The organism is Denitrobaculum tricleocarpae (assembly GCF_007004665.1).
Lineage (GTDB): Bacteria > Pseudomonadota > Alphaproteobacteria > Kiloniellales > Kiloniellaceae > Denitrobaculum > Denitrobaculum tricleocarpae.
In genome coordinates, this window is sequence record NZ_ML660059.1 from 271,899 (window position 1) to 286,464 (window position 14,566).

The 14,566-nt window shown below is 58.6% G+C and carries 12 protein-coding genes; 6 read left to right on the forward strand and 6 right to left on the reverse strand.

Annotation, left to right across the window (positions count from 1 at the left end; all coding sequences use genetic code 11):
* Positions 1 to 10 precede the first annotated feature (10 nt).
* The 3 genes from FKG95_RS21925 to FKG95_RS21935 all read left to right on the forward strand — a co-directional run bounded on the left by FKG95_RS21925 (position 11) and on the right by FKG95_RS21935 (position 3,488).
* Positions 11 to 1,231 (forward strand): M24 family metallopeptidase, encoded by a 1,221-nt coding sequence (locus FKG95_RS21925; protein WP_142898554.1) that lies wholly within the window; start codon positions 11 to 13, stop codon positions 1,229 to 1,231.
* A 99-nt stretch (positions 1,232 to 1,330) separates the two neighbouring features.
* Positions 1,331 to 2,197: a LysR family transcriptional regulator gene (locus FKG95_RS21930; protein ID WP_142898555.1), complete on the forward strand. Its 867-nt coding sequence runs from the start codon at positions 1,331 to 1,333 to the stop codon at positions 2,195 to 2,197.
* A gap of 10 nt (positions 2,198 to 2,207) precedes the next feature.
* Positions 2,208 to 3,488: an amidase family protein gene (locus FKG95_RS21935; RefSeq protein WP_142898556.1), complete on the forward strand. Its 1,281-nt coding sequence runs from the start codon at positions 2,208 to 2,210 to the stop codon at positions 3,486 to 3,488.
* Positions 3,489 to 3,522: 34 nt separating this feature from the next.
* Here the strand turns inward: FKG95_RS21935 and FKG95_RS21940 are convergent, their stop codons facing one another.
* From FKG95_RS21940 to FKG95_RS21965, 6 genes are all read right to left on the reverse strand, one after another.
* Complete coding sequence (locus FKG95_RS21940) at positions 3,523 to 4,530, reverse strand: DUF2927 domain-containing protein (protein ID WP_142898557.1); 1,008 nt, start codon at positions 4,528 to 4,530, stop codon at positions 3,523 to 3,525.
* Positions 4,531 to 4,543: 13 nt separating this feature from the next.
* The gene (locus FKG95_RS21945; protein WP_142898558.1) at positions 4,544 to 5,284 is read right to left on the reverse strand and encodes a sulfite exporter TauE/SafE family protein; all 741 of its coding nucleotides are present in this window, start codon (positions 5,282 to 5,284) and stop codon (positions 4,544 to 4,546) included.
* Positions 5,285 to 6,313, reverse strand: a complete 1,029-nt coding sequence (locus tag FKG95_RS21950) for a TauD/TfdA family dioxygenase (RefSeq protein ID WP_179954223.1) — start codon at positions 6,311 to 6,313, stop codon at positions 5,285 to 5,287.
* Positions 6,314 to 6,677: 364 nt separating this feature from the next.
* Entirely contained in the window at positions 6,678 to 8,942 is a 2,265-nt protein-coding gene (locus FKG95_RS21955; protein ID WP_142898560.1) for an ATP-binding protein, read from the reverse strand.
* Positions 8,926 to 9,921, reverse strand: coding sequence for an ABC transporter substrate-binding protein (locus FKG95_RS21960; RefSeq protein ID WP_142898561.1), 996 nt, complete (start codon positions 9,919 to 9,921; stop codon positions 8,926 to 8,928). Before FKG95_RS21960 ends, FKG95_RS21955 begins: the two co-directional genes overlap by 17 nt.
* Before the next feature lie 419 nt (positions 9,922 to 10,340).
* A complete protein-coding gene (locus FKG95_RS21965) occupies positions 10,341 to 12,578 on the reverse strand; it encodes a mechanosensitive ion channel family protein (RefSeq protein ID WP_179954224.1) in 2,238 nt (745 codons plus the stop codon).
* Positions 12,579 to 12,796: 218 nt separating this feature from the next.
* Here FKG95_RS21965 and FKG95_RS21970 point away from each other — a divergent pair, with 218 nt between their 5' ends.
* From FKG95_RS21970 to FKG95_RS21980, 3 genes are read left to right on the forward strand one after another with little or no spacing between them, the layout of a single operon-like run.
* Positions 12,797 to 13,312 carry a Tat pathway signal sequence domain protein gene (locus FKG95_RS21970; RefSeq protein WP_142898563.1) on the forward strand — a complete coding sequence of 172 codons (516 nt, stop codon included), beginning with the start codon at positions 12,797 to 12,799 and terminating at the stop codon, positions 13,310 to 13,312.
* Between the two features lie 46 nt (positions 13,313 to 13,358).
* Entirely contained in the window at positions 13,359 to 14,153 is a 795-nt protein-coding gene (locus FKG95_RS21975) for a MotA/TolQ/ExbB proton channel family protein (protein WP_142898564.1), read from the forward strand.
* Complete coding sequence (locus FKG95_RS21980; protein WP_142898565.1) at positions 14,113 to 14,550, forward strand: ExbD/TolR family protein; 438 nt, start codon at positions 14,113 to 14,115, stop codon at positions 14,548 to 14,550. The genes FKG95_RS21975 and FKG95_RS21980 overlap by 41 nt, the downstream gene beginning before the upstream one ends.
* Positions 14,551 to 14,566: the final 16 nt, after the last annotated feature.

A 14,566-nucleotide genomic window follows, 5' to 3' on the forward strand; every position in this document is an offset into this window, starting at 1 on the left:
AGCATAACTCGTGATCTCACCCTCCGCCGGACTGACCCCTGAAACCGCCGAAGCACGCAGAGCGCAAATTCTCGCTCGCGCGACTGACGCCGGAAATGACGCAGTCCTGGTTTTCGGCTACGGCAGCGCGCTGGGGGCGGGTTCCAAATCTCATGGCACCATGCGCTATCTCACAGGATGGGACAGTCATGAGGCGACGTCACTTCTTGTCATTAATAAAGGGGACAGAGTACTTTTCATCAGCAGTCCCTTTATGGTTCCGATCGCACGGGAGAGGCTCCAGGATGTCGAGATCATCGACCTGCGCCCATCCGAATGGGCAGCCGGCTTAAAAGCCCGATTGACCGCCACAAGGAACGTTGGAACGATTGGCTTCGACGAAATGCCGGTGTCGCTGTACCGGATGCTCACCCCGGCGCTCGAGCATCTGCGGCTACAAAGCATTGACCGCTTGCTCGGCGAGATGCAACTCATCAAGGACGAGGAAGCGCTTCAGCTTCACGTGACAGGAGCAAAGATCTGCGATGAACTCTTCGCTGCACTCCAGAAGGAGATATCGAAGGGGACGCCCTGCTGGCAGACCCAGCTTGCCTTGGAGACGAAGGCGCGCGGACTGGGCGCCGACTACTGCCGGACCTGGCTGACCGCAAGACCGTCCGCCGATCACCCCCGCTATTGGCCGGAGGAGGGTTTGCATGTTCCGCAGCCGGGGGATCAGGTTTTGTTCGGGATTGCGCTGACGGTGGCAGGTCACTGGGCGCACGGCATTCGCATGGGCTCCATGGGGCCGGCGCCCGAACCTCATAAGGCAATGTGGCGGCTCGCCTCTGAAATGCTGGCGGCGGGCGTGGCAGCCCTGACGCCCGGTCAGGCTTTGTCCGGCTGCATGGCCGCGATCAACCAGGTGTTGTGTCGCCATACAAGCGCGGAGGAGCGAACAAGCCTTAGCGGCTTTCGCTATGGCCATGGCTTGGGCCTGTCGTACGAAGACCCCTTCATCACCGACTGCTTTCCCCAATCCTTTGGAGCTGCAGCACCCTCCGGAATTTCCGGACCAGCCGAAGATCAGGTGCAGCCTGATTTAACGCTTCAGCCGGGCATGTTGATGGAGTTGCATCCGAACTTTTTCTCTCCGGAAAGAGGTGGCGCGGCAATCGGCGAGATGATCGTGATCCGGGAGAGCGGGGCGGAAGCTCTTCTGAAATTTCCCACCAGCTTCATGGAGCTTTGAGCTTCACTCCGGGAAAGCGATGATAAAGTGATTGATTCAACCCGCGTAAATTCGGACATTCCTATCACTTTAAGTGATCGCGTGCGCGGGCGTGCAAACATGACATTGGATCAGCTCAAGACATTCCTCTGGGTGTCCCGGCTCGGCGGCGTCCGGCGGGCGTCCCAGGAGATGAACATTTCCCAGCCCGCGGTCTCGGCCCGCATCGCGGCTCTGGAGGAATCCCTCGGCACCACACTCTTCGAGCGCGCCCAGCGCGGCGTGACCCTGACCAAGCAAGGCGTTCTGCTGCGCGACTATGCCGAGAAGATCGCCGATCTGATCGAACGCATCAAAGCCGATGTGGTGCCCGCCGAGAGCGTGAACAGCCTTTTGCGGATCGGCGTTGCCGAAACCATCGTCCAGCTCTGGCTACCGGTATTTCTTTCCGAACTCTATGCAAAGTTCCCGCAGATCAACGTCGAGGTCTCCGTCGACGTCACCGTCAATCTGCGGCAGCAACTGCTGGAGCGCTCGCTCGATTTCGCGATTCTGATGGGCCCGGTCTCGGAATTCACGGTGGATAACATCGATCTTCCGCCGGTCGAACTCTCGTGGTTCCGCGCCACGCAGCGTGAAGAACCGGACCTGCAAACCACGCCGGTCGTGTCCTATAATCGCAATTCGCGCCCTTACCGAGAACTGCGGCGGCAACTGACGGACCGCTACGGCGACAACACCCAGATCTTTCCCTCAAGTTCGATCTTCGCGGGTCTCGAAATGGTCGCATCGGGGATCGGCGTGGGTGTCTTCCCCCGGCAACTGGGCCGGGAGATGGTCAAGCAGGGCCGTATCGTCGAGTTCGATCCCGGCTGGAAACTGACACCGCTTCATTTCACCGCATCCTATATCGGTGATCCCAGAAACGCGCTTTGCGCCCGGGCGGCGGATCTCGCTGTCGAGGTTGCCCAAGGCTATATCGAGTAGTGAGAAAGTAATGGCGTATCAAAAACCCTGGTCCCCGGAAACCGCTGAAAGCCGTCTGGCCGAAGTCATGGAGCGGGTGAATTCGGGTGCGCCCGAGCTTCGGTCGGTCTTTACGGAGACCTTTTTCGACCGGGCACAGGATCAGGTTTCCAAACTTGACGAAACTGCGAATTCTCCGCTTTGCGGCGCCCTGGTCTCGGTCAAGGATCTCTTCGACGTGGAGGGGTTTGTCACCCGGGCGGGCAGCCGCATTCTAGCGGATCAGCCGCCGGCAACATCCGACGCGCCGCCCATCAAGCTGCTGCGCGAGGCCGGAGCCATTCTGATTGGCCACACCAACATGACCGAACTGGCCTATTCCGGGCTCGGCATAAATCCGCACTTCGGTACACCGGACAATGCCCTGGCCAGCGGACGCATTCCCGGCGGCTCGACCTCCGGCGGCGCAATCTCGGTCGCTCAGGGCATTGCCGACATCACCATCGGCACCGACACGGGCGGATCGCTGCGCATACCGGCGGCCTTTAACGGCATCGTGGGCTTTAAGCCGACCCAGGACAGCGTGTCGCGGCGCGGCTGCAAAGCCTTGTCACAGAGCCTGGACAGCGTCGGCCCCATGGCACGAAGCGTCGAAGCCTGCGAGATCACCTACCGGGTCATGACCGGCGGAGAGACCGACAACTCAAAAAATCTGCAGCCGGAATTTATCATGCCGGTGAACTTTGGTTTGGACGACCTCGATCCTGTGGTCGCGAAAGCCTTCGAACAAGCTGTGTCCAAAATCTCTGACGCGGGCTACGCGGTCGTTGTGAAGAACCTCGCCTGCCTGGAGCGCTACAAGGAAATTCCGGTCTGGCAGTTCGCCGCGATCGAGTCGCGCACGGAGTACGACGCCTTTTACAACAGCACACCGGAGCTCTTCGATCCGCGCGTGCTCAGCCGCCTGCAACGAGCGGACGGCATTGACGCCGTGTCCTACCGCAAGACGCTCAATGCGCGCGATACCTTCATCGACGCGTACCAACAGGAAGTGGGGAACCGGGTTCTGCTGCTGCCGACAACGCCGATCCTGGCACCGGAACTCTCGACCTTTGACGACGACGAGGAATACTACCGGCTGAACCTGCTGACCCTGCGGAACCCCACGCTTGGCAATGTCTTAAATGGCTGCAGCATCTCACTGCCCTTCAAGTCCGGCGCGGAGACGATCGGGATCATGCTTACAGCACCCGGCGGCTTCGATCATAGCCTTTTGGAAGCCGCGAATGTCTGCGAAGGCGCCTTGTCATAGACCTGCACGACAGCGCCGGATAAATCGACGCCGGTCAATCGCCGTAGGGGCGTGTTTCAGTGAGAATTTCACGAACGATCGGCATGGCCTCATTGCGGGTCATGCCACTTTTGATCCGCTCGTCATAAAGGATGCGGAGCATCATCCAGTCAAGTTCGGTCGGGAAGAGATATTCCTTAAAGGCGTCTGTGAACATCGTATTGAACAGGGAATTGTCATCATTGAACAATCCCATAGCCTGGATCGTCTCTTCGTATGCACAGGACTCCAGTTGTTCAATCGGAATGCTCAAAAAGAATACTATGAACGTGGTTCCCAGCGACCCATCGTCGTTAACGGTAGAGAGAAAAAGGCAGGATTCGAGGTCTTCTTTCACGATGATATCGAGGGAATTGGCAAGCGTCAGAAGTGTATAGCGCCTTTCGGTTTCTGGAGGTTCATTCGATGCAAGTGCCCGGAAAAAGCCCACCACCTCTCTCATGTCGCTCTGATCTTCGACAAAGAAGTATCCCAGGACGCTTTGGAATTCTCTTCCGCCTCGAAGTGGGATGTTAAGACCGGTATTGCGGGCGATCGTTTTCACTGAGCGATCCAGGGCTTCGTAGGTTCGGGCAGAGATAACGCCACCGCGATATAAGATCGCCTGGCCGAGATCTTGCTCATACTTCGAAATTTTCCCCTCCCAGAATTCGGCACGTTCTTTCAGGTCAGGGTGCGCAAATTCGACCTCAACCCCTTCGCTGCTTCCAAGAGCAAGTTTGGCAAAACTCTCCGCAATTGCTGTATTGGTTATGAGAATCGTATGATCGACTGGCTCAGTGGGCCGGGATCGAGGTCCATCGACAATGTATCCCTCTCCATCAAGCGTAAACTGAGCAAGGATATCAGCTGGCGGATCTTGAATCAGCCGCGGGTCAGAGTGATGTATGGGATCAGGTACAAGAGTAGGCGGAAGTGCTACATACCGGTTGCCCCCAGCACAGCTCGCGAGCAGCAAACAAAGGAGAGGAAACCAGACACCTATCCTCAAAACGCCGCTCATTCCCACGCCAACCTCACATCTTAAACAGCAGCGCGATGCCGCTGACAAAGACCACCGTGCTGATGATCCGCACGTAAGCCTGCTGACTCAATTCCGTATGCACCTTTCCGCCCAGCCAGAGCCCCAGTCCGACAATCGGAAGCGCCGCGATCGACCCCAGAAACACCCCGCCCTGGAAAAGCCCAAAAATGGCGAAAGCCCCAAGGCGGATTGCGCCATCGATCAGGAAGTTGAAAGCGAAGGTGGCACGGAAGGACGTTTTATCCAGCGCGCGCAAACCCAGATAGATGACGTAAAAGGGGCCTCCGGTCCCGAAGATCGTGCCAACAAACCCACCCAGGAAACCGAAGGGCGCCGCGTAGATGCGCGACCCGCGCAGAGTGGGAAGGGGCAGGAGCTGATACACCGCGTAGATCATGACAAAGACGCCGAGGGCCTGCGCGAGCAGGGCTTCCTTTGCCATGGAAAGGAGCGCCAGACCTGCGGCAACACCTAAAAGACTAAAGGGAATCAGCGGCAGTTGTTCACCCCAGGCAATCGCCCGCCGGTTCTTCAGGCCCTGGCTTGCGGACCCGACGTAGTCCAGGAAGACAACGACCGGAACAACTTCCTGAACGGGGAAGACCTGCGCCAAGAGAGGCACGGCAATGAGTCCCGAACCGAAGCCCGCAATGCCGCGCACCATATAAGCCAGGAACAGCACGATTGCCGCATAGACCAGCGGTCCGGTCTCAAGATTTTCCGGGGCGAGCACCTAGTCGCCAGCCCCCTGGCTTTCTGCGGCTCGCGACGCTGGCACGGTCTCCGCTTCATCAGAGGCACCCTGTTGCGGCTCGAGTTCGATACCGCCCTGACGACGATTCCAGAGGCGCAAAAGATAGCGTCCGCCTCGCGTGGCATCATCCTCAAACGCGGTGCGCGCATGGGCCAGCAGATGGTTGTTGACGTATTCGATCTGACCGGGTTCGAGATGAAACTCAATCCGGTTTTCCGGCGCGGCGACAATCGCTTTCATCGTGCGGAGCGCCGCAGCTCCGTCATCATCGAGGCTTTCGCCCAGCAAAGCATAGCCTTTGTGCACATAGTCCGCGTAGTGACGCACGGTCAGTTGCCCGTCGCACAGGGTAAAGACAGGATGCCGGCTGCTCTTACACTCGTCCGGCGCATGCTCGGCCTGACGGTCCCACCAGAAAGGCTGGTAAAGCCGCTCCAGCAAGTCCGGGTGGCGCTCCCGCAATTCGTCGTGCGCCCTGGCCAGACTTGCCACCCGGCTGAGGCCGCCCGCGCTGGCCGGACGAAGGCAGACAAGTGTAACGATCGCCGGTGTCTGGGCGAGCCAGCCGCCGTCCGTATGGAAGTCCTGATCCAGGTTTGTAACCGAGCGGCGGACGCCGTAACCCAACTTAGCCCCCGAGTCCTTGACCTCGTAAAGCCGTGTCCCATCGGCCTTTTGTTCGACTACCGGACCGAGTAGAGAAGTGAGCATCCAGCCTATGGCCCTGGCTGCGGCTATGCCCCAACGCTCGACGGGGAGACGATCCAGCACAACGAAACCAATGCCATGGTGCAGCCTGTCGTCGACAGCCGCCATCAGCTCCCTCACAGCTTCGAGCGCATAGTCAGTAGCACTCAAATCTTCAACGGGCCCCTCATAACTGGCTAGCTTTCCCGCCAATTCATCCAGTTCCGCGAGTGCCTTAGGGGGAATCTTCAGGATCCAGTCGTCTGCTGTAAGTCCATCGGCCCGCCACGCCGAGGACGCAGTAATAGGCCTGTCCAACACTGCGGGAGCTCCAGAAACAGCTTTTGCGCCGCTTCGCATCACCCCTGACATGATTTTCCGTTTTCGGTCGCCGCGCCGATCAACATAATATACGCATACACACAAAAGTAGAAGAAGACCCCCAGTTTGCTCAATAATGCTGGGATTGACAACGGCGGGTTTCAGCCCGCTCGGAGCGCGAGCGGAGTCCCCGAAGAAGTGAAAAACCGGAGCCGCTCTCTATTCTGTTTAGTTAGAAAGCCTTAGAGACCTTACCTGCAATCGTAGATCCAATTGCAGAGATTTTTGACAGACTGGTCCCCCGCGCTCCTGATCTCGCTCTATCGCCGAGCAACCCCGGCGGCGTCCCAAATCTCAAGAGGCATTAGGCTGACTTTTTTGAAGAAACCTTGGACTGAGGATCACCGGCAGGGCGCTTGCGAATGCGCGCAGGGGGAAAGACGACGATCGCAGAAGTCCCCTGGCCCACGGCGCTCTTCAAGGCGAGTGATCCGCCATGCTGCTCGACAAAGGCCTTCGCCAGCGGCAAGCCGAGACCGGTGCCCTCATACTTGCGGTTCAACTCACTGTCGATCTGCTGAAAGGCTGCAAGTGCTTTGGGAATGTCGGCTGGCGCGATGCCGATGCCCGTGTCCTCGACATGGAAGATGTAGCCTGCCGAAGCATCGCAGGACACCTTTACGGTGACCGTCCCTTCAGGTGGGGTAAATTTGAGCGCGTTCGACAGGAGGTTGAGCAGGATCTGCCTCAGCTTACGGGCGTCGGCCCAAAGGTAAGGAAGATCGGCCATCGGCTCGGTTTTCAGGTGAACCCGGTTTTCGTGCGCTCGCTCGGCCAGAAGCGAACAGACCGTCTGAACGATCTCGGACACGTCGATTTCGTCTTCGCCCAAGGGTGAGTTACCGGCCTCGACCTTGGCGAGATCGAGAATTTCATTGATGATCGATAGGAGGTGTTCGCCGGCACCGTAAATGTCGTCGACGTACTCCTGGTGCCTCTGGTTCTCGATTTTGCCGGAAACGCCGCGCTTCATAAGATCTGAAAACCCAATGATCGCGTTCAGAGGCGTTCTGAGTTCATGACTCATATTCGCCAGGAATGTTGACTTACTCCGGCTGGCGATTTCAGCCTCTTCTTTCGCCTTACGCAGCTCCGTTTCCGCCTGAACCTCCGCAGTGATGTTCGTGCCGGTGCCCCGGTATCCAAGGAACTCGTCCTCCTCACTGAAGACGGGTTTCCCGCTGATCGAAAGCCACAGGGACTTGCCCTGGGGGTCTATGTACTCGTAACGGAAATCCCGGAACGGCCGCCGCATCTCAAGGTCCGTGAGGTGTTGGAGCCATTTCACATCGTTGGATTTGAACCTGGTCAGATCCTTGCGGGTTTTTCCGAGAATGTCCTTCGGCTGCAAGCCTGTCGCCTCAATCAACTGATTGGACAGATAGGAAAACCGCAGTTGTTCGTCCGTGGCCCAGAACCAGTCGGACGCAATCTCCGCAAAATCCCTAAACCGCTCCTTGTTCTGACGCAGCTTCCTCTCGTCTATGCGTGCTTGCCGCTGACGACGCCGGTGGTTCGCAAGCGCCAGGATCAGAAATGTTCCCGCCAGTGCCGGCAAGACCACGAAGATACCTACAAACCAGCCGCGCACCACCTCCAGTCCCGGACGCGCCGAGACCTCGAGGACGAAGGTTTTGCCTTGCGCAAAAAGCGGCAGCTCAAGAGAAAAAGGCTCGAACAGGATTGGTCCTGCAACGGATCGCATCCTGTCCTGTCGATAGATGTAATCGTCGTTCTGCTCATCGTCCTTCTGATCATAATCGTTCCGATCATAATCGTTCTGCCCGCTTTCATGATGTTCGTCGAAGCTGCGGACCGCAAAACGGTCGAAGTGGCGATAGGTATCATCGAAAAAGCGATCGGCGCCCAGGAACAACGCCACCAGGCCACTGACTTGTGCCCGGCGGGCTTCGACCGAGTTCGGGGAGTTGTAACCGAAGTAGATCGCCTTGAAAGCAAAGAAGCCGCGCCCGACATGCGGGATCTCGACCACTTCGGAACTCATGACCCGTCCGGAATCGATTGCCCGTCCGATTGCGGGTGCGAGCGCGGCATCAGATATAGCATCGAAACCGACCAGTTGGGCGAATTCTGGCGTGAAGGGCTCGAGCGAGAGAATCGGCATCGCAATATCTCGCTCCAAGGCCCCGACAATCTCGCCCTCGGGCGTACGCTCGGTAAGCTGAAACTGCGGGAAGCCGCCGGCGCGCATGGATTCTTCCAGGGACTGGCGGTCCTCCCGGCGCAGGAGCGACAGCTTGGCAATGGTCTGGATATGGGGATAGGCCCTCAGCAGCTCCCGGGACAAAGCGGCGAATTCATGATCGGCCAGATCGTCACTGGCATGGTGCAACTCCACCAGGGTCGTGAGCACGGCATCCGCACTGGCAAAGCGATGTGCCACCTCACGCTCGAAGGTGTAGGCCTGCTGCGTGAAGATTTCTTTTGCGTCTCCGAGATCGGTCTTGATGGCCAGACTGCTCAGGGCAGCGCAAATGGCGCCGACCAGCAGGACCAGACAGGAAACTTCCCAGGTCTTAAAGAGGCGATCGTTAAGACTTTGAGGCAAATCCGGTGACTCGCTTGGCTTTTCGCATCAGACCGCGCGGCAGGCTGATGTCGGCAGCGGAGAGAACCTCCGGATTGATCCAGATATCCCGGCGGCTGTTGGCAACGATCGGAATTTCGCCGGGCGTCATTCCACCGAGGATCCTAAGAGCCGTTTGACCGGCCCACTCGCCGTGTTCCTCGGCAACCTTGGTAATGCCAACCATCGTGTAGGGCATCATCCAATAGTGATTGGTAACGCTCAGGCGTTTCGCTGTGGTGCCTACGAACGACCGCACTTGTTCGACATCCCAGTCGTTGATTCCGGCGTTGCTTCCCATGATGATCAGATCATGGGCCTGGGCCTCGCGGTAGGCGGCCATCCAGTCCTTCATGGTTCCGGCTAGGGCGAACTCAAGCTTGATGCCACGGCGCTTGGTCGCTTCCTGAAAGCGTTTGAGGTTTTTTTCCTCCGTCAAGGTGTCCGCACCAATATAGAAAGCACGCCGGATGCCGGGCGACACTTCTTCGGCCCGGTCGAACATGGGCTCGATCGGGGCGATCTCGATCATGCCGGTCACATTGCTGTAGGGAAATCCGTAAGCCTCCACGGTCCAATTCACACCGCTGAAGACGAAAGGCATCTCGGCATCGCGGTAGTAGCGCTGGATCAGATACTTGGCGGCGTTGTCGTCGGCGGTTATGACGATGTCAGGGTCCCAGGACTCGATCAGCGCCTTGGCTTCGAGAGCTTTGCGTTGTTTTTCCGCTTCCGACTTCAGACGCTTGGTGTCCATGTCGAACTGCCGAAGATCGCAACGGCCCTCAAGCGCCGCGCGCAGGCCCCGCTCGACCCCGTCGGACCAGGCGTAGCCCTGGTGATAAGACGATACGAAAAGACACTTTGCGTCGCGGCCAACAGAAGCATCCGCGATGCTCGCAATCGCCAAAAAACCCACGACAGCCACGCCGGCGGTGAAACACCCTTTCAATTGCTGCATAAGCCCAGATCCCCATGTGACGTTATCCAAGAAGAGTCGCGACGCCGATGGATTGCCACCAACCGATGGATACCGCAGTGCGGCCAGTCTGATCACGCCTGCAAATACCCCAGGGTCATTCAACCTTACGTGAGTGAAAAATTGCTTAACGGGGTATTTTGTTAAGAGGTTTTTGACTATGTTTTTTCGTCTTTTAGTTGCTTCTTCACCTTAGCGTTCCGATATGGAATCGCTCTCTTTCCCGACCCATCAAAAGGCTCAGCACCTGCGCGGAGAGCTTGAGAGGTCCGTTCAACAAGCGGATCAAGTGCAGGATCATGCAGAGGCAGGGCGCGTGGCGCGCAAGACTCCTCCAGGTGGCAACACAAGATCAGTTCGGTCTGTGGTCCGGTGGGAATAAGCGGCTAGAAGGACAAGCCCTACACCTTCTCCGCGGCATCTGCGGCGGTATGACTGATAAGGCGCGTGCCGCCGCCGGCTGCGGCCGCCCTGACCTTCTCATGCGTGGTCGCGGGAATATCGTCATCATCCTGTTCGTCTTCGACGGTGACTTTGATCTCCGGACGCGCGAACTCGATCCCGTTAGCGGCAAAGGCCTCCTGAACGGCGATGTAGGCTTCCTTGCGGATCATGAATTGCCGTCCGGGTTTGGCAGTGAATTTAGCGCGAATCACCAGGCCGTAGTCGTCGACTTCAAAGACGCCCTGAGACTTGAAGGGCTGCAGGAAATCCTCTCCGATTTCCGGATGCTCAAGCAACTCGGCACCGATCTTCTTGAATATCTTTTTGACCGCCCGCACGTCGGTGTCGAAAGGCACCCGGAACTTGAGCTTCATGATCACCCAATCGCGCGAGTAGTTGGTCAGGGTGTCGATGGTGCCGAAAGGCACGGTATGGATCGCTCCCCGGTGATGCCGCAGGCGGAAGGAGCGCAGGGAGATTTTCTCCACGGTGCCCTGCACCGAGCCAACGTCGATGTACTCGCCCAGACGAAAGGCGTCGTCAATCAGGAAGAAAGCCCCCGAGACGATATCGCGCACCAGGGTCTGTGATCCGAAACCGATGGCCAGACCGACCACGCCGGCCCCCGCCAGGATCGGTGCGATATCGACCCCGAGCGACGACAATAAGATCATAATGACAATGATCCCCAGCACCATCTGCACCGAGCGTTTGAAAAGCGGAAAGAGGGTGCGCATGCGCGACATTCCGGTTCCGCCGATCTCGGCTTCTCCGGGATCATGACCCTGAGCGGCAAATTCGGCGTCTTCTTCGGCAATCTTACGGTCGATATAAATCCGCACCGCCTGCCAGATGCCGTAAGCGACCAGCAGGGTTGCTGCCACCTGCATCGCCGCTTCCGCTAAAAGCGTGGCGTAACCGCCGTCGCTCATGGTCAGGGGATTGATACGCCATGCCGAAGCAAGCGAGACCGTCACCACAACGAGCAGTGTGAGCCGGGCGGCTCTGGCCAATGCGGCGCGCACATCGTCCGCCGCCGCCTCGAAACGCGCAGCGTCGCGGTAGAAGAGTGCATCCAGGCTCGGAATGACGGCAAAGAGGCCGATGGTGAAGAGCGCGGCCCCGTAAGGCACGAAATCGTAAAGCAGTTCCCGCACCACGATGCCGACCCAGAGAAACCCGGTAAAGACGGCAAAAATCCACGGCCATGCGCGGGCGAAGCGGGCGCGCGGGCTCTCGGGCGGAGCGCCGCTTTGGATGTCTTTGCGAATCAGGCTGCGGCCCGAGATGATCGTGTAGATCAGCAGGGAAACCGTCGTGGTCCCCACCAGGATCAAAAAGAGCTCGTGCACGTAGCCGAGGATTCCCAAGGTCCCGAACAGCGCACAGGTGAAGAACGCAAAGGCGCCGAACCCGACCGTGATCAGAAAGGTTCGATGCATGTAGGCAGCTTCGCCATCGTCATAGAGAGGCAGCCGCAGGTTCCCGCGTTTGGGTGCGTGGAAGGCCTGCGACATCGCGATGCTGACACGGAACACGCCTGTCGCCGTCAGATAAAAGAAGAACGCGATACGGTCCTTCTGGGTGGTGTCGAAAAAGACCACAAAGACCGCCGTCGCCACGCCGACGAAGACACCGAGCAACAGCAGGCGCCTGAGAAGAACTCCGCCAAGGGTAAGGACTTTCCTGCGGGTGCTCTCGACCAGCTCCTGCGGCCCTTGACCGGGACGGGTCATAAGAACCGGCCGAAGGGCGCTTTCCGCTAAAAAACCCAGACCGAAGGCGATCGTCATGGTGGCAAAAAACCAAATCAGTCCGCCGTCCTTCCGGTCGGCGCTGAACCGCGCCCAGGCGGCGGGAAAAATCGCAGGCAGATCGACAACCGCCGCGAAGATATGCTGCACCTCTTCGCTGATCAGGCCCATGTCGCGCTGCAGGCGGTAGATAATAACGGCGGGATTGAACTCCTCCGGGCCACGGGTCTCTCTGGCCTCGGCTTCCGCCAGACGTCCGACGAGCAGTTCGCGCACCTCTCTATCCGACAAGCGGGAAATCAGAGCTTCCGCCTCGGCCTGTTTCTCGGCAGCGGTCTGATTGCTGTTCTGATTGCTGTTCTGCGCCAGGACTGGGGTCACGGTGCTGACGGAAACCAAGACACTTGCGAAAAGCGCAAATGCTACTGCTAAAGAACGCAAATCAATCTTTCGGACTTTTGTCAAAGCACCAGTCATTTCGAATAAAGTTCTCTGAGATACTATTTCCGCGACGTTGGAAACCGTCAGGCCGTGAAAACTTATACATGTCCTTGCGCCAAAATTGGCGAAAGCTCGCGATAATTTGTATCGCGGCACTGCTTTCAATTCGGTTTATTTCGCGATTGAGAGTCACTCGCATATGTGCGATAGATCAGCCTATGGAAAAGAGAAGTGCTTCGACAGCAATGATCGTGACGCGTTCAGCGATAGGGTTCGTTCTCCTGGCCGCTGTCGTGATCGCGTTGACGCCCTGGTCGTCCGCCAGATCGGAGAATGCGCCGGGCGCTGCGCAAGAAACCGGGCCCCAGACTGCACAAGAGACCGGGCCAGAGATCAAAATCGAGCTGAATAAGCTTGAAGCGTCGGAGAATGCCTGCCGCGCTTACCTCTTGCTGGAGAACCGGAGCCCAGCCTCCTTCGAGAGCCTGAAACTCGATTTGGTGCTGTTCGACAGCGAGGGCGTGGTGGCCAAGCGGCTTGCCGTGGAGGCTGCCCCCTTGCCGAAAGACAAAACCAGCTTGAAGGTGTTCGATATCGCAAGGATGCGTTGCGATGCCATCGGCCGCGTCTTGCTGAATAGGCTCACCGCCTGCGATGACAATGCTGGTGCGCGCAGCGATTGTCTGGCAATGATCTCGACAACCGCCCGCGGCGCGGTGCCCTTCATCAAATAACCTTCGCAACCCGCGAAAAAGACTTTTACAGAGGCTTAGCTGAATTATGGACGAGCAGACGGAACCCGCGCTTGGATCGGCCGGCGATCTCCAGCAGAGCGCACTCGACGGGGCGGGACGTTTCAACGATGTACTGACCTATATCGAGGCAGGCGGCCCGGTCGTGATGATCCTGATCGCGATGTCCGTGTTCGCCCTTGCAATCATTCTCCTGAAGCTCTGGCAGTTCCAGAGCACCCGGATCGGCGAGCGCCGCCAGGGGTTACAGGCGGTCGCCTTCTATCGGCAAGGCCGGGTCCGCAAGGCCTTGCAGTCCCTCCAAAACGCCCGCAGCCCGCTGTCGCAAGTTATCTCGCTGGCGATCCAGGGTCGAAGCCGCGGCGATGTGCCCGAGCGGAAAGTCCGCGAGGAGGTAATGCGTTATGGCAACAGCCTGCTTGAGGACTTGCGTAGCGGCTTCAGACCGCTGGAAGTGATCGCCAGTCTGGCGCCGCTTCTGGGGCTCTTCGGGACGGTCCTGGGCATGATCGAGGCGTTCCGTCAGCTTGAACAGGCCGGAAACCAGGTCAATCCGGCAATTCTATCAGGGGGAATCTGGGCGGCGCTGCTGACGACGGCAGCGGGCCTCGCCGTCGCAATCCCGGTCGTTGCGATCCTGAACTGGCTCGAGCGGCGGGTCGAACGAACGGCTCACGCCATGGAAGATGCCATCACCCAGGTCTTTACGGAAAGCCTTGCCGGAGGTCTTGAGGGCAGTCCGGCCGATAATCCGGCCAATCACGATCAAGAGGGCAGCACCAATGCGTCTGCAGGCATACACGCCATCGCCGCCGGCGAGTAATCGCCTTGCGCTCAGGCCGCGGCGGCGCCAGCTCATCAGCCTGACGCCCTTGATCGATGTCGTCTTTATCCTGCTGGTGTTCTTCATGCTGGCATCGTCATTCCTCGACTGGCGCTCCATCGAACTCAACACGCCCGGAACGAGCCAGGGCGGTGAGCGCCTGGAAGGCACGCTGCTGATCGACATCCGCCCAGATGGCCTACGGCTCTCCGGAGAAACGCTTTCTCCTGAAGCCCTGATCCTGCGGGTCGTCGAATTGCTTGCAAAAGACCCGGAACGGCGGATTCTTGTCAGACCGGCGGACGGTGTCGTCATGCAGGAAACGGTCACACTGCTCGACAGTCTTTCCGCCGCCGGGGTCACCGACCTCTCACTGATCGCGCCCTCGGCGAACTGAAAAGGGACGGCAGGAC